The sequence below is a fragment of the Streptomyces sp. NPDC008121 genome, from assembly GCF_042957155.1.
Classification (GTDB): domain Bacteria; phylum Actinomycetota; class Actinomycetes; order Streptomycetales; family Streptomycetaceae; genus Streptomyces.
This window is the reverse complement of record NZ_JBIBHT010000003.1, coordinates 716,539-730,471: the sequence shown is the minus strand read 5'-3', so window position 1 is coordinate 730,471 and position 13,933 is coordinate 716,539. Positions and strand designations below refer to the sequence as shown.

Below are 13,933 nucleotides of genomic sequence, written 5' to 3'. Positions count from 1 at the left end.
CGTGCCGACGTCGTACCGGGACGACGACAAGGGACAGGTGGCCGTCGAGTTCCTCGGCATGGTCCCCCTCATCCTGCTCACGCTCGTCCTGCTCTGGCAGTGCGTCCTGGTCGGCTATACCTTCACCCTCGCGGGCAACGCGGCCGACGAGGCGGCCCGGGAGGCCGCCGTGGACGGCGACTGCGCGGGCGCCGCGAGACGACACCTGGACGGCGCATGGGCCTCCGGGGCGTCCGTCGACTGCGGACCGTCCGGAGGCGGCATGGTGCGGGCCGAGGTCGGACTCCGGGTGCCGGTGCTGTTCCCGGGGGCGATCAGCTTTCCCTTCACGGTGACCGGCGAGGCGGGAGCCGTACGGGAAGAGGGGGAGGGGCCGTGAGGAACGTACGCGGGGAGGGGCGGGGCGGGGCCTTCGGCGGGCGCGGGAAACGGCGCGGGGCCGGGTGGGACGGGGCTTTCGGCGTACGGCGGGCCGGGAGGGACGGGGCCGTCAGCGGCGGGAGCCTGGGAATCGGGGGGCGGCACCGGGACCGGGGCCAGGTCGCCGTCGAGTACCTCGGCTTCCTGCCCATCCTGCTCCTCGTCGCCCTCGCCGGCATCCAGCTCGGCATCGCCGCCTACGCCGCCCAGCAGGCCGGAACGGGGGCCCGGGCCGCCGCCCGCGCCGCCTCCCACGACGACACGACCCTCGCCCCGGAAGCGGCCGGCCGGGCGGCGATGAGCGACTGGATCGCGGAGCGCAGCACCGTGGGCGCGCCCGAGGGGGCCGAGGAGGTCACGGCGACGGTGACCGTCCGGATCCCGTCGGTCGTCCCCTTCTGGGACTTCGGGAACGTCACCAAGACCGCGACCCTGCCGATGTCCGCGTCCGAGGAGGACGACTCATGAGCCTGCGGGCCCGCATCAGCACCCCCGAGGAGAACGGCCCGGGCGGCAGGGAGGACGGCCACCTCGTCGCCTCCTTCCGCGCCAAGCTCCTGGAGGAGATCGACCTCACCGAGATGTCCGCGCTCGCCGCCGCCGAGCGCCGGGCCCGCCTGGAGCGCGTCCTCGGACACATCATCAGCCGCGAGGGCCCTGTCCTCTCCACCGCCGAACGCGCCCAGCTCATCCGCCGCGTCGTCGACGAAGCGCTCGGCCTCGGCGTCCTCGAACCCCTCCTCGAAGACGCGTCCATCACCGAGATCATGGTCAACGGCCCCGACCAGATCTTCATCGAACGCGCCGGACGGGTCGAACTCCTCCCGCTCCGCTTCGCCTCCCACGAACAGCTGATGCAGACCATCGAGCGGATCGTCTCCACCGTCAACCGGCGGGTCGACGAGTCGAACCCCATGGTCGACGCCCGCCTGCCGTCCGGCGAGCGCGTCAACGTCGTCATCCCCCCGCTGTCCCTGACCGGGGCCACCCTGACGATCCGCCGATTCCCCCGCGCGTACACCCTCACCGAGATGATCGGCCTCGGCTCGCTCGACGAGCACATGCTGCTGCTGCTCGCCGGCCTGGTCCAGGCGAAGTTCAACATCATCGTCTCCGGCGCCACCGGCACCGGCAAGACCACCCTCCTCAACGCCCTCTCGGGGCTGATCCCCGACGGCGAACGCGTCATCACCATCGAGGACTCGGCCGAACTCCAGCTCCAGCAGTCCCACGTCATCCGCCTCGAAAGCCGCCCCCCGAACATCGAAGGCCGCGGCCAGGTCACCATCCGCGACCTCGTCCGCAACTCCCTGCGCATGCGCCCCGACCGCATCATCGTCGGCGAGGTCCGCGGCGGCGAGACGCTCGACATGCTCCAGGCGATGTCCACCGGCCACGACGGCTCCCTCGCCACCGTCCACGCGAACTCCGCCGAGGACGCCCTCATGCGGCTCCAGACCCTCGCCTCCATGTCCGAGGTCAAGGTCCCCTTCGAGGCGCTCCGGGACCAGATCAACAGCGCCGTCGACGTCCTGGTCCAGCTCACCCGGCACGCCGACGGCACCCGCAGGATCACCGAGATCGCCGTCCTGGCCTCGGACGGACGCGAAAGGTTCACCCTCGCCACCGTCTGCCGCTTCCGCGCCCGGCCGCTCGCCGCCGACGGGCGCGTGCACGGCGAGTTCACGTACCACCCGCTGCCGCGCCGGGTCGCCGAACGGCTCTACCTCGCCGGCCAGCCCATCCCCCAGGCCTACGGCGTGGCCGCGTCGGACGGGCAGCTCGCGACCCGGGAAGCGAAGTAGGAGAGGCCACGAACGATGAATCCGACCCTGCTGACGATCGGCGTCGCGCTCCTCTGCTGCGTCCTCGGCGTGATCGGCGTCCAGCTGTACGCCGCCGGGGCGGCCCAGCGCGCCGCCCTGGTCGCCCGGCTCACCCACACCGGCGAACCGGAACGGACCGGCCGCCGACGGCGCCGCTTCCGAGCCCTCGACCGGCGCCTGCGGAGGACCCGCTTCGGACGCGGCCTCGACCTGCGGATCTCGGCCACCGGACTCGACCTGACCCCCGGCGAGTTCGTCGCCGCCATGGCGGCGACCGTGACCGCGCTGTGGATCGCAGGGCAGGCGCTGCTCTCCCCGTTCTTCGGCCCCCTCTGCGGCTTCCTCGGCGTCTGGGTCGCGCTCGGCTTCCTCAACTGGCAGCGGCAGAAGCGGATCGAGAGGTTCATCAACCAGCTCCCCGAGCTCTCCCGCATCCTCGCCAACGCCACCGAGGCCGGACTCGCCCTGCGGATGGCGCTCAGCATGGCCGCCGACGAGATGGAGGCGCCCGCCGGTGACGAACTGGAGAAGGTCGCCCAGCAGCTCGCCGTCGGCACCTCCATCGACGACGCCCTCGGCGAACTCGCCGAACGCCTGCCCTCCCGCGAGCTCGTCGTCCTCGTCACCACCCTCGTCCTCGCCAACAAGGCCGGTGGCACCGTCGTCGCCTCGCTGCGCAACCTCACCGAGACCCTCGAGGAACGCAAGGAGACCCGGCGGGAGGTCCGCACCCAGCTCTCCCAGGTGAGCATGACCGCCTACGCCGTACCCGTCATCGGCATCGGCTCCCTGTTCCTGATCGACAACATGCAGCCGGGCGCCCTCGACCGGATGACCGGATCCGGCCTCGGCCAGGCCGCGGTCGTCCTCGCCTTCGGCCTGTACGTCCTCGGCTTCGCCGTCATCCGCCGCTTCTCGAAGATCGACGTCTGAGGGGCCGGGAGACACACCATGGACCTGCTGCTCGCGCTCGCCGCCGCCCTCTCCGTCACCGGAATCCTCTACGGCATCCGCCTCTACCGCGCCGACGCCCGGCTCCCCGACGACCTCCGGCTCGCCCTGGAGGTCGGCTCCACCCGCACCGGAGCCGTGGACTCCGTCGTGGACCGCCTCGGCATGCGCTACTCCCCGGCCGTCCTGCGCGCGATGGGCCCCACCCGCGTCAACCAGGTCAGGCGCCGCATCGACCTCGCGGGCAACCCCGGCGGCCTGACCATCGACCGGTACGGGGCCCGGCGCGCCGTCTACGGCTTCCTCGGCGGTCTCGGCGGCCTGGTCATGCTCTCCAACGGAGACGTCCTCGTCGCCCTCCTCCTCTTCGCGTTCGGCGTCTTCTGGACCGAGGTCGGCATCTGGTCGGCCATCCGCATCCGCAAGGACCAGATCGAACGCACCCTGCCCGACTTCCTCGACGTCCTCGCCGTCGTCGTCAGCGCCGGACTCGCCTTCCGCCAGGCCCTCGACCGGGTGGCGGACAAGTACGAAGGCCCCTGGGCCGACGAACTCCGCATCACCCTGCGCCAGATGGACATGGGCGTCAGCCGCCGCCAGGCCTTCGACGAGCTGCGCCGCCGCAACGACTCCGAACAGGTCGCCCAGTTCGTCACCGCGCTCCAGCAGGGCGAGGAGCTGGGCGCGCCGATCGTCGACACCCTCATCCAGATCGCCAACGACATGCGCAGGACCGACGCCCAGAACGCCCGCAGGAAGGCGGCCAAGGCGGTCCCGAAGGCGACCATGGTGATCACGACGCTGATGGTCCCGGCGACGATGATCCTGCTCGGAGCGGGCCTGTTCCTGGGCACGGGGACCGACTTCGGCTCGGTCACGGGGGAGTGAGCCGGATGGGGTGGGGCTGGACGAGGAGCGGGGGCGGGGGCGGTGCCGAGGATGCTGGCGCTGCCTCCGCCGGCACCTCGGCTTCGGGTCCGGGGGCGGTGGACGCGGCGGCGGATCCAGGGGTGGGGCCGGGGGTGGATCCAGGGGTGGGGCCGGGCGCTCACCTGGGGGTGGACCTCCAGGTGAACGCCCTCCAGGCCCTGTGCCGCCAGGTCTTCGGCTTCCGCCTCGCGATGATCGCCCTGGCGACTCCGGCCGCGCTCCTGAACGCCGCCCCCGGTCTCGCCCAGCGGCTCGTCGGCGCGGCCGTCCTGGTCACCTTCATGGTGTCGTACGTCCTGTTCCGGGACTGGGAACGGTTCGGCCCGCTGCTCCTGAAGCACCCCGCCCTGCTGGCCGCCGACACCCTCTTCGGCGCGCTGTTGCTTGTCACGGCCGGCCCGCAGAGCACTCTCGGCTACGTCAGCGTCTGCACGCCGCTGCTCGCCGGACTCGTCTACGGCTGGCGGGGCGCCGCCTTCTTCGCCTGCCTCCAGGCCCTGATCCTGCTGGCGATCTACGCCGCCGACCCGCGCCACCTGGACGTCTCACCGGGCGAGGCGACGCTCCTCCCGGGCCTCTGCGTCATCACCGGAGCCTGGGGCGTGACACACCGGAACCTCCTGCTCCGATTCGGTACGGCGACCCACTCCCTCACCCGGGTCAGGGCCCGCTTCGCGGCGGCCCAGGCAGTGGAGGAGGAACGCGCCCGCCTCGCCCGCGAGATGCACGACTCCGTCGCCAAGACCCTGCACGGCCTGGCGCTCGCCGCCGACGCCCTGGCCGCGACGGAGGACCCACGGACCGTCCGCCACCAGGCCGAACTCGTCGCGCGCGCGGCCCGCCGGGCGGTCGGCGAATCCCGCGAACTCCTCGCCGACCTGCGCAGACAGTCGTACGGAGGCGGGGAGGGCGTCGATGTCACGGCCGAACTCCACGATCGCGTACGCGACTTCAGCCGGCGCTCGGGCATCGACGCGGCCTACCGGGGCGTCGGCGAGGGCGCCGTACCGCCCGTGCCGTACGCCGTGGCCCGGCAGCTGCTCACGATCGCGTCGGAGGCGATGGAGAACGCGGAACGCCACGCCCGGCCGACCCGGGTCGACGTCTCGGCCGGAGTGGTCGCGGGCCTGCTCCGCATCAGCGTCCGGGACGACGGCCCGGGCCTCCCCCCGGGCACGACCCTGGACGGCCTGCGCCGGACCGGCCACTTCGGCCTGGTGGGCATGGTCGAACGGGCGGCGGGCGTCGGCGCGCGGCTCAGGATCGGAAGGGGCGAGTCGGTGCAGGGCACGGAGGTACGCCTGGAGCTCCCGGTGGGAGGTGGCGCGCGATGACGCTGACCGTCCTGGTCGCCGACGACAACCCGGTCGTCCGCGCGGGCCTGACGTCCCTGCTGTCCCACCACCCCGACCTCCAGGTGGTGGCGGAGGCCGGCGACGGCCGCACGGCGATCGAGGCAACGGAACGCCACCGCCCGGACGTGATCCTCCTCGACGTCCGCATGCCCCTGATGGACGGCCTCACCGCCCTTCCCTCCCTGACCCGCCTGGCCCCGGTCCTGATGCTGACGTACAGCGGCGAGACGGCGGTGGTCCGCGAGGCGCTGCGCCTGGGCGCGGGGGGCTACCTGGTCCACGGCGAGTTCACGGTGGAGGAACTGGTGACGGCGGTACGGGACGTCCGATCCGGCCGCCCCCACTTCACGCCGACGGCGGCGAAGGCGGTACTGGGGGTGGTGCGCGGAATGGATCCGGGTGCGACTGCACACGTGAGTGAGTGGGTAAGAACCCCCGAGCGATCGCAGTTTGGCGATTTTACTTCGCACGTGCAACGAGATGTGTCATGCTTCGGACTGAGCCGGAGGGAGGGGGAGGTGATGGACTTGATCGCATCGGGCCTGAACAACCGCCAGATCGCGGACACGTGCTTCATCAGCGAGAAGACGGTGAAGAACCACATCAACCGCATCTTCGCCAAACTCCACAGCACCACCCGCAGCGAGGCCATAGCCGCCTGGCTCGGCACCAGGACCACCTCATGACCAGACCCCGCCTTTGGGCCCACGGACCCTGTCGCGGTGACGGCCCGGACGCGTACGGTGAGCGGGGCGGAATCGGCGCCGTGATGTACGTATCCGGAGGGGACCACCATGAGCGACGTCATGCTGAAGGCCGTGACGAGGGCCAAGGTGCACATGACTGCCTGGACGCGAGAGGCGTCGAAGGACCGGGGGCAGACGGCGGTGGAGTACCTGGGGATCATCGTGGTGGTGGTCGCGATCGTGATCGCGATCTCGGGTACAAGCATCGGCCAGGACATCAAGAATGCGATCAGCACCAAGATCGCCAGCTTGACCGGCGGTGGCGGAGGCGAGTGACCGGACGTCGCCACGGCGACTCGGGGCAGGCCTTTCCCATCTACATCACGGTGGTGGCGGGCCTGCTCTTTCTCGCGTTCGCGTACTTCGCCGTAGGGCAGGCCGCCGCCACGCGCAATGGAGCCCAGACAGCGGCCGATGCCGCCGCGTTGGCCGCGGCTCAGGATGCGAGGGACCAGCTGAGGGACGGCTGGCTCGAGGTGATTCTCGACCCTGCCGAGTGGCTTGAGTACTTGGAAGGCGGCCGCTTCGGAACGGGGCCGGCCTGCCAGCGCGCGGACACCTTCGCGGCGAGGAACGACGCCGAGTTCTGGGGTGACGGATGCGTGCGTCTCAACGGCTTAGAAGACGGCTTCCGCGTCACCGTGCGCACCCAGGGGACCGTGGGCGAATCGGTCATCCCGGGTACGGAGGACCAGCACGCGACAGCCACTGCCACAGCGGTAATCGAGCCCCTCTGCACCTTTGATGCGCCGGAACCGGAACCGGAACCGGAACCGGAACCGGAACCGGAACCGGAACCCGATCCCGATCCGGACCCGACCGAGCCGCCGGAGCCGGACGATCCCCCGATCCTGGGCCTCTCGTGCGACGGTGTCGCGTGGGAGATCGATCCCGAGCACCCGAGGCTTCCCAGTGTTACGGACCTCTTCCGTGTTCGATTGGCCGACTGACAAGCGAAGGAACCCCGTCTCATGAGTGTTCGGTACGCGACGAAGGCCCGCAGAGGGTTGGCCGCGGCCACCATCGCGACTGGTCTGATCCTCGGTGCTGCCGGCTGCGGCAGCGGGGAAGAGCCCCAGCAGAAGAAGCCCTCGGCTGGTTCATCGACCCCGAAGGCCAGCGATGCCAAGGGGCCGCAGACCGAGGAGCCCAGCGAGACTCTTGCCGTGCTCAGAGGGCAGGAAGGGCTCGAAATCACTGTTCAGTCGGCGAAGCGCGATGGTGGGGGCTTTCTTACGGTCAGTGGCAAACTGACGAACACCGCTGACGCGACCCGCATTATCCCGGCCCAGCTTGCGGGCGATGAAACCGAGATCGTCAAGCATGGGAGTTCACTGGGAGGTGCGACCCTCGTGGATTCTGTCGGGAAGAAGCGCTACTACGTCCTGCGTGATACAGACGGACGGCCGCTCACCACCTCGGGTTTGTCCAATCTGGCGCCAGGGCGCTCCACCCAGATCTTCATGCAGTTCCCCGCCCCGCCCGCCAGCACCGCCGAGGTGACGTTCCAGCTGCCCACCTTCCGCCCCGGCACCATCAAACTCTCCTGACGGACGCCGCTGCCATGACGAATCCCCGCCGCCTCGCCCCCCTCGCCGCCGCCACCCTCCTCCTCGTCCTTCTCCCCGCCACCCCCGCCCTCGCCGACGACCCGCCCAACTCCACCTCCAGCGCCTCCCCGCCGCCCCCCATCGACTCCAACTCGCCCGAGCTCATGCTCCCCGACGGGGCCACCCTCGCGCCCGCCAAGGTGCTCGACATCAAGCAGATCGTCGAGGAGGAGGGCGGCGAGCAGCGGCGGGAGGACACCAATGTGGACGTCACCTTCGCGCTTCAGGCGGAGGTGCTGTTTCCGAAGGACAGTGCCAAGCTCAGCGGCGCCGCCAGTGCCCGCATCGCCGCCATCGCCGTCGAGATCAACAAGCAGGACTCGCGCAAGGTCCGCGTCTTCGGATTCACGGACAATCTCGGTACGTACGAACACGGTGTGAAGCTCTCCAAGGAGCGCGCCAACGCCGTCCAGCAGGAGTTGGCCAAGACCCTCGACCCGGGGACGACGTTCGACATCCGCGGTTACAGCGAGGACTACCCCATCGCCGACAACCGCACCGAGGAAGGCCGCACGAAGAACCGCCGCGTCGAGATCTCCTTCCCCCGTACGACGGGCGGCTGACGTCCAGGCGGTTACCGCCCCCCTCACCCCGGCCCCACCACCCCCCTGATCGTCGCGATCATCCGGGTCGGGTGGTGGAAGACCTCCGTCGCCGTGAAGCGCAGGATGCGGCGGACCTCGGGGCATTCCGTCAGGGCGTTGAAGCGGGCGATGTCGCGGGCGTGGGCGTGGGGGGTGCCGTGGAAGGCGTAGCCCTCGATCTCGATGACCAGGCCCGCCTCGCGGAAGAGGAAGTCGGGGCGTAGCGGGCGGCCCGACGGGGTGTGGAGCAGGGGCTGGGACTCCGGGTGGAGGCCCGCGTCGTGCATGTGGAGGCGGGCGATCGTCTCCGCGGGGGAGCCGGTCGCCGGGTCGGTCAGAGGCAGGCACCGTCGGGCCCGGGCCGCGCCCGGGAGGCGGGCGGTGAGGTGCGCGGCCAGGTCGTCGGGGCGGACCAGGGGGTCGCGGCGGACGCCGCGGATCGTGCGGCGGGACAGCGCCGAGTCCGCCGCCACCACGGCCTCCTCGCGGCTGCCGCACCGCATCAGGTCCCCGACCGTCCGCGCAGGGGTCGTCACCCGCAGCCCCGACCGTATGCACACGTCCCGGTCGGCGATCACGGCCGTGGCGTGGACGCGCAGCCCCGCCCGGCGGGAGCCGCCGCTACCGTCCCGCCGGTCCACGGTGAAGTGCAGCACCTCCCCTCCGCCCCCGTCCGCCGGCCCGTGCAGGGTCTCGACGCGGTGCAGCGCCGCCGCCGTCGCGTGGCTGCACACCCACCCCGGCCGCAGCAACTGCACCGCTCTCGCCCTGACCCGCCAGTCCACCTCCTTTCCCGGGACGGCCCACGCCCCCCGGCAGATCCGCTGCCACCCCTCGCCGCGCAGCCGCCCCCGCAGGCGTCCCCGCGACCAGCCCGCCGCATACGCCCACTCGGTCAGGAGCACCCCGCCCCGAGCCGTCCGCACCAAGTCCTCCACGACCGCGCCCCCCACGCTCCCCGCGCCGCACACCCTCCACCCCCGTCACCACCTCACGCCTCACCTCTTACGCCTCACGCCTCTCGACCTCACGCCCCCAACGATCCACGGATGAGGGATTGTTCGCATCCCCTGTGGATAACTCCCCGTCACGTGCCCCATCCTGTACGTGATGACGACGACAACGCCGCCGAGCGTGCAACTGGTCAGTGACCTCGTCGCCCGGATCCCCGAATTCCGGGCCGCGTTCGAGACCCATGTCTTCCACCAGGGTGTCGTCCGTCCGCACGTGTTCTTCTGGGACGTCGTGCAGGACACCGTTCGGTCCTTCCTCGGCCCCGGGCCGGACACGGGACCGACCCCCGCCCCCGCCCCGCCGCCCCCCTGGCGCCGCACCCTCGACTTCCTGGAGGAGCAGAGCGGCCGCGGGGTTCTCGGGATCGACGAGGTCATCGTCACGTCGTTCCTCAACGACCTCCCGTACCCGCACGAACCCGGCCACGGCATCGTCCGCGAGCTGGGGCCCGTGCTGGCGGCGAGGTTCGGCAGGATACGGCCCGGTGGCTGACATCCCCTGACGCGGACGCCACGTCGGAGCCCTCGCGCGCCCCGGACATAATCGACCGCATGTCCCCAGCTCAGCCCACCGCCCCGCGGCGGCCCGACCTCGCGCGTGTCCTCGCGGCCGTCCCGTGGCCCGCTCTCGGCGGCTACGCCGCCACCCGCCTCCTCGGCCTCGCGGTCCTCGCGATCGCGGCCGCCGTCACCGGCAAGGACGGGCTGCACCGGCTGAACGGACGCTGGGACTCCGTCTGGTACGTCCGGATCGCCGAGCAGGGTTACGGCTACCAGGTCACGCTCCCCGACGGCAGCGTCCACGCGGACCTGGCGTTCTTCCCGCTGTTCCCCCTCCTCGAACGGGCCCTGTCCACCGTCCTGCCCGTCGACGCCGCCACCGTCGGGCTGCTCGTCTCCTGGGCCGCCTCCCTCGCCGCCGCCTGGGGCATCTACGCCGTCGGCACGCACGTCGCGGGCCGGCCCGCCGGGACCGCCCTCGCCGTGTTGTGGGGCGTCTACCCGACCGCCTTCGTCCAGTCGATGGCGTACACCGAGACGCTCTTCACCGCCCTCGCCGCCTGGTCGGTCCTCGCCGTCCTGCGCGGGCGCTGGATCCTGGCCGGTGCCCTCTGCGTGCTCGCCGGGCTCACCCGCCCGACCGCCGCCGCGCTCGTCGCCGCCATCGGGATCACCGCACTGGTCACCGTCGTACGCGACCGCCGCCTCCACGCGCGCGTGGCGGCCGGTGCGCTGCTCGCGCCGCTGGGCTGGCTCGCGTACGTCGTCTACGTCGGCGTACGGGAAGGCAGTGCCACCGCCTACTTCGACGTCCAGGCCGCCTGGGGGAACTCGATCGACGGCGGGGTCGCCCTCGCCCGTTTCATCTGGGGCCTGCCGCCCCTGGCCGCCCTCGGTCTCTGCGCGGCCCTCGGCCTGCTCGCGTGGCTGGTGGCCCTGTGCGTTCGGCAGGGCCAGCCGTTGCCGCTGCTCGTGTACACGATCGCCGTCGTCGTGATCTCCCTCGTCGGCGCGGCGTACTTCGGCTCCCGGCCGCGCCTGATGATGCCCGCGTTCGGTCTGCTGCTTCCGGCGGCGGTGGCGCTGGTACGGCTCCGGGTGCGCAACCGGATCCTCGTCCTGGCCGGCCTCGCGTCGGCCTCCGCCGTCTACGGCGCGTTCACGCTTCTCGGCTCGGGGCCACCGTGACGCGTACGCCCGGCCGTAGCCCCCAGGCCGCCATCGCGCCGGCCTCCGCCTCCAGGACGTGCCGGCCCCGCAGCCGGATCATGCCGATCCGGCCCGGCTTCATCGTCACGACGTCGAGCACCCGGAACGAACGGTCCAGGTAGGCCACGTCGATGCCGAAGCGCATCCGGAAGGTGTGGACGCTGTTCGTCGGGGTGATGAGGAGGGCGCCCGCGATCCCGTCCCGGCCGAGCAGCCCGCGCCGCCGGGCCCGGGAGGAGGCCGCGATCTCCAGTGGTATCCCCGCACCCGGGCCCCCGCCCCGCTCGCCCCCGCCCGCGTCCAGGACCGTCAACGTCCCCGTACCGTCACGCCACTTCCCCATAGGGGAGACGGTAGCGGTGCCCCGACCCTAGGGTCAGGACCGTGTTCGCCGCTCTGATCGTCGTCGCCGCCCTGTGGGGAGCCGCCACGGGGCTGCTGGTGCCCCGGGCCGCGTACCGCCTCTCGGTCGAGCCGGGGGAGGCGTGGCGGAACGACTGTCCGGCCGGGCACCCCCTCACCGGCCCGGTGGGCGCCTGGCTCGGCCGCCCCGCCTGCGGCACCTGCACCACCACGGACACCCCACCCCCCGGGGCCCCCACCCGCACCACCACCCCCACCAACCCCACCAACCCCGTCCTCCTCACGGCCCTCCTCTGTGCCGCCCTCGCCGCGGCCGCCGGCCCCCGTCCCGAGCTCGCCGTCTGGCTGCTGTACGCGCCGTTCGGCGTGCTCCTGGCGACCGTCGACGTCCGCGTGCACCGGCTCCCGGACGGGCTCACGCTCCCCCTCGCCGTCGCCACGCCGCTGCTCCTCGGCGGCGCCGCGCTCCTCCCGGACGACGCCGGATCCTGGCCCCACGCCCTGCTCGGCGCGCTCGCCCTGGGCGGCGGCTATCTCGTCCTGTTCCTGATCAACCCGAAGGGCATGGGCTTCGGCGACGTCAAGCTCGCGCTCTCGCTCGGCGCCGCTCTCGGCTGGTACGGCTGGGCCGTCCTCTTCGCCGGGGCGTTCGCCGGCTTCCTCCTCGGCGCGGTGTACGGGCTCGGTCTGCTCCTGCGCCGGCGCGGCGGCCGGGGGACCGCGATCCCGTTCGGCCCCTTCATGCTCGCCGGGGCCCTGCTCGGTCTCCTCCTCGGCGCGCTCTCCGCCACCCCCTGACCCTCGCGCCCTAGCATCCCGTCATATGCGGGCATCTACCGACAAAAACATTCAGGTGGTACCAGCGGTCCTACGGCTGCCGCGGCGGGCGTCCGCCCTCCTCCCCCCGAACCCCTCCGCCCTCCTGCCCTGGGCGTGGGCCGCGGGACTCACGCTGCTCTACGCCACCGTCGCCGTGCGCCGGCACGTCCTGCTCCGTACGACCGGCTACGACCTCGGCATCTTCGAGCAGGCCGTCCGCGCCTACGCCGACCTCCGCGCCCCCGTCGTCCCCCTGCGCGGCGAGGGCTTCAACCTCCTCGGCGACCACTTCCACCCCCTGCTCGCCGTCCTCGCCCCCCTCTACCGCCTCTGGCCCTCGCCCGTCTGTCTGCTGGTCGCCCAGTCCGCCCTGCTCGCCCTCGCCGTCGTCCCCCTCGCCCGCTGGGCCGTGCGCGCGCTCGGCCGCCGGTCCGCCCATGTCGTCGCCGCCGGCTACGGCCTGAGCTGGGGCATCGCCTCAGCCGCCGCCTTCGACTTCCACGAGATCGCCCTCGCCGTACCGCTGCTCGCGTTCTCCCTGGAGGCGCTCGGCCGACGGCGCTGGGGCGCCGCCGTCGCCTGGGCCGCGCCCCTGCTGCTCGTCAAGGAGGATCTCGGCCTCACCCTCGCCGCGATCGGCCTCTACATCGCCCTCAAGGGCCCGCGCCGGCTGGGCGCCCTGGTCGCCGTCGGCGGTCTGCTCGGCTCGCTGATCGAGATCAAGCTCCTGCTGCCCGCCGTCAACCCCGGCGGCGGCTACGCCCACGGCGACAACCTCTCCGACGGGTACGGCTCGCTGCTCTCCACCCTCGCCCACGCCCCGCTCGACGCGCTGCGCCCCGACATCAAGGCGATGACCCTCGTCCTGGTCTTCGCCCCGTCCGCGCTGCTCGCCCTCCGTTCGCCGCTCTCCCTGATCGCCGTCCCGACGCTCGCCTGGCGGATGGTCTCCGACAACGGCTTCCACTGGGGCACGGCCTTCCACTACAGCGCGATCCTCATGCCGGTCGTCTTCGCCGGACTGATCGACGCCCTCGCCGGGTGGCGGCGCGACGGCCACCCGCTCGCCGCCCGCCACGTCCGGGCCTCGCTCGCCACCGTGCTCGCCGTGACCGTGGTGATGCTCCCGTCCTTCCCGCTGGCGCAGCTCGCCCAACGGGCCACCTGGCGCACCACCCCGCACATCGAGGCCGCCCGCGCGCTCCTCGCGAGGATCCCGGACGGTGCGACCGTCGCCGCCTCGAACCGGCTGGTCCCGCAGCTCACCTCGCGGTGCACGGTCGTCGTCTTCCCGACCTTCCCGGTGGACAGCAAGCTCTACGCGTACGACCGGACGAGCTTCCCGGCGCCCACCGCCGAGTGGATCGTCCACGACGCGCAGGCGCCGGAGGCCTGGCCGTACAAGGTCGGGCACTGGCCCTACCCGATCGAGCGGCAGCTGGCGGAGCTGGCCGCGGCGCGGGAGAAGTACGGCTACCGGCTGGTGGCCGCCCGCGACGGCCTCACCCTGCTGCGCCGTACGACGGCCACCCCCGCGCCCGCCCCCGCCACCACCGTGCGCTGACCGCCCCCTCCACCGCCCTTCGCTGGCCGGGCCCCCGACGGG

Annotated in this window: 17 protein-coding genes; 15 read left to right on the top strand and 2 right to left on the bottom strand. The window is 72.4% G+C overall.

Features of this window, described 5'->3' with window-relative positions; all coding sequences use genetic code 11:
• Nucleotide 1 precedes the first annotated feature (1 nt).
• The 11 genes from ACFZBD_RS13340 to ACFZBD_RS13290 all read left to right on the top strand — a co-directional run bounded on the left by ACFZBD_RS13340 (nt 2) and on the right by ACFZBD_RS13290 (nt 8,401).
• Nucleotides 2-379, top strand: a complete 378-nt coding sequence (locus ACFZBD_RS13340) for a TadE/TadG family type IV pilus assembly protein (RefSeq protein ID WP_391139468.1) — start codon at nt 2-4, stop codon at nt 377-379.
• Nucleotides 376-888 (top strand): TadE/TadG family type IV pilus assembly protein, encoded by a 513-nt coding sequence (locus ACFZBD_RS13335; protein ID WP_391139467.1) that lies wholly within the window; start codon nt 376-378, stop codon nt 886-888. The genes ACFZBD_RS13340 and ACFZBD_RS13335 overlap by 4 nt, the downstream gene beginning before the upstream one ends.
• On the top strand, nt 885-2,225 hold the full coding sequence (locus tag ACFZBD_RS13330; RefSeq protein WP_391139466.1) for an ATPase, T2SS/T4P/T4SS family: 1,341 nt from the start codon (nt 885-887) through the stop codon (nt 2,223-2,225). Before ACFZBD_RS13335 ends, ACFZBD_RS13330 begins: the two co-directional genes overlap by 4 nt.
• Before the next feature lie 15 nt (nt 2,226-2,240).
• On the top strand, nt 2,241-3,179 hold the full coding sequence (locus tag ACFZBD_RS13325) for a type II secretion system F family protein (protein ID WP_391139465.1): 939 nt from the start codon (nt 2,241-2,243) through the stop codon (nt 3,177-3,179).
• A gap of 18 nt (nt 3,180-3,197) precedes the next feature.
• Nucleotides 3,198-4,085: a DUF5936 domain-containing protein gene (locus ACFZBD_RS13320; RefSeq protein WP_391139464.1), complete on the top strand. Its 888-nt coding sequence runs from the start codon at nt 3,198-3,200 to the stop codon at nt 4,083-4,085.
• 5 nt (nt 4,086-4,090) lie between these two features.
• A complete protein-coding gene (locus ACFZBD_RS13315) occupies nt 4,091-5,461 on the top strand; it encodes a histidine kinase (protein WP_391139463.1) in 1,371 nt (456 codons plus the stop codon).
• Complete coding sequence (locus ACFZBD_RS13310) at nt 5,458-6,168, top strand: response regulator (protein ID WP_391139462.1); 711 nt, start codon at nt 5,458-5,460, stop codon at nt 6,166-6,168. The genes ACFZBD_RS13315 and ACFZBD_RS13310 overlap by 4 nt, the downstream gene beginning before the upstream one ends.
• A gap of 108 nt (nt 6,169-6,276) precedes the next feature.
• Nucleotides 6,277-6,504: a Flp family type IVb pilin gene (locus tag ACFZBD_RS13305; RefSeq protein ID WP_391139461.1), complete on the top strand. Its 228-nt coding sequence runs from the start codon at nt 6,277-6,279 to the stop codon at nt 6,502-6,504.
• The gene (locus ACFZBD_RS13300) at nt 6,501-7,178 is read left to right on the top strand and encodes a pilus assembly protein TadG-related protein (protein ID WP_391139460.1); all 678 of its coding nucleotides are present in this window, start codon (nt 6,501-6,503) and stop codon (nt 7,176-7,178) included. The genes ACFZBD_RS13305 and ACFZBD_RS13300 overlap by 4 nt, the downstream gene beginning before the upstream one ends.
• Before the next feature lie 21 nt (nt 7,179-7,199).
• The gene (locus ACFZBD_RS13295; RefSeq protein WP_391139459.1) at nt 7,200-7,778 is read left to right on the top strand and encodes a hypothetical protein; all 579 of its coding nucleotides are present in this window, start codon (nt 7,200-7,202) and stop codon (nt 7,776-7,778) included.
• Nucleotides 7,779-7,792: 14 nt separating this feature from the next.
• The gene (locus tag ACFZBD_RS13290) at nt 7,793-8,401 is read left to right on the top strand and encodes an OmpA family protein (RefSeq protein ID WP_391139458.1); all 609 of its coding nucleotides are present in this window, start codon (nt 7,793-7,795) and stop codon (nt 8,399-8,401) included.
• Between the two features lie 23 nt (nt 8,402-8,424).
• Here the strand turns inward: ACFZBD_RS13290 and ACFZBD_RS13285 are convergent, their stop codons facing one another.
• The gene (locus ACFZBD_RS13285) at nt 8,425-9,348 is read right to left on the bottom strand and encodes a hypothetical protein (RefSeq protein ID WP_391139457.1); all 924 of its coding nucleotides are present in this window, start codon (nt 9,346-9,348) and stop codon (nt 8,425-8,427) included.
• Between the two features lie 184 nt (nt 9,349-9,532).
• Between ACFZBD_RS13285 and ACFZBD_RS13280 the strand changes: the two genes are divergently transcribed.
• Entirely contained in the window at nt 9,533-9,928 is a 396-nt protein-coding gene (locus ACFZBD_RS13280) for a hypothetical protein (RefSeq protein ID WP_391139456.1), read from the top strand.
• Between the two features lie 59 nt (nt 9,929-9,987).
• A complete protein-coding gene (locus tag ACFZBD_RS13275; protein ID WP_391139455.1) occupies nt 9,988-11,124 on the top strand; it encodes a hypothetical protein in 1,137 nt (378 codons plus the stop codon).
• On the opposite strand, the gene ACFZBD_RS13270 is transcribed toward ACFZBD_RS13275, so the two are convergent.
• Nucleotides 11,096-11,488, bottom strand: a complete 393-nt coding sequence (locus ACFZBD_RS13270; protein ID WP_391139454.1) for a DUF192 domain-containing protein — start codon at nt 11,486-11,488, stop codon at nt 11,096-11,098. The genes ACFZBD_RS13275 and ACFZBD_RS13270 overlap by 29 nt on opposite strands.
• A 41-nt stretch (nt 11,489-11,529) precedes the next feature.
• On the opposite strand from ACFZBD_RS13270, the gene ACFZBD_RS13265 reads away from it, so the two are divergent.
• Nucleotides 11,530-12,306 carry a prepilin peptidase gene (locus tag ACFZBD_RS13265; protein ID WP_391139453.1) on the top strand — a complete coding sequence of 259 codons (777 nt, stop codon included), beginning with the start codon at nt 11,530-11,532 and terminating at the stop codon, nt 12,304-12,306.
• A gap of 25 nt (nt 12,307-12,331) precedes the next feature.
• Complete coding sequence (locus ACFZBD_RS13260) at nt 12,332-13,891, top strand: DUF2079 domain-containing protein (protein WP_391139452.1); 1,560 nt, start codon at nt 12,332-12,334, stop codon at nt 13,889-13,891.
• Nucleotides 13,892-13,933 lie beyond the last annotated feature (42 nt).

Coding starts and splice junctions, on each gene's coding strand:
- ACFZBD_RS13330 (WP_391139466.1), top strand. CDS start 885: ATGAGCCTGCGGGCCCGCATCAGCACCCCCGAGGAGAACGGCCCGGGC.
- ACFZBD_RS13325 (WP_391139465.1), top strand. CDS start 2,241: ATGAATCCGACCCTGCTGACGATCGGCGTCGCGCTCCTCTGCTGCGTC.
- ACFZBD_RS13320 (WP_391139464.1), top strand. CDS start 3,198: ATGGACCTGCTGCTCGCGCTCGCCGCCGCCCTCTCCGTCACCGGAATC.
- ACFZBD_RS13315 (WP_391139463.1), top strand. CDS start 4,091: ATGGGGTGGGGCTGGACGAGGAGCGGGGGCGGGGGCGGTGCCGAGGAT.
- ACFZBD_RS13310 (WP_391139462.1), top strand. CDS start 5,458: ATGACGCTGACCGTCCTGGTCGCCGACGACAACCCGGTCGTCCGCGCG.
- ACFZBD_RS13305 (WP_391139461.1), top strand. CDS start 6,277: ATGAGCGACGTCATGCTGAAGGCCGTGACGAGGGCCAAGGTGCACATG.
- ACFZBD_RS13295 (WP_391139459.1), top strand. CDS start 7,200: ATGAGTGTTCGGTACGCGACGAAGGCCCGCAGAGGGTTGGCCGCGGCC.
- ACFZBD_RS13290 (WP_391139458.1), top strand. CDS start 7,793: ATGACGAATCCCCGCCGCCTCGCCCCCCTCGCCGCCGCCACCCTCCTC.
- ACFZBD_RS13280 (WP_391139456.1), top strand. CDS start 9,533: ATGACGACGACAACGCCGCCGAGCGTGCAACTGGTCAGTGACCTCGTC.
- ACFZBD_RS13275 (WP_391139455.1), top strand. CDS start 9,988: ATGTCCCCAGCTCAGCCCACCGCCCCGCGGCGGCCCGACCTCGCGCGT.
- ACFZBD_RS13270 (WP_391139454.1), bottom strand. CDS start 11,488: ATGGGGAAGTGGCGTGACGGTACGGGGACGTTGACGGTCCTGGACGCG.
- ACFZBD_RS13260 (WP_391139452.1), top strand. CDS start 12,332: ATGCGGGCATCTACCGACAAAAACATTCAGGTGGTACCAGCGGTCCTA.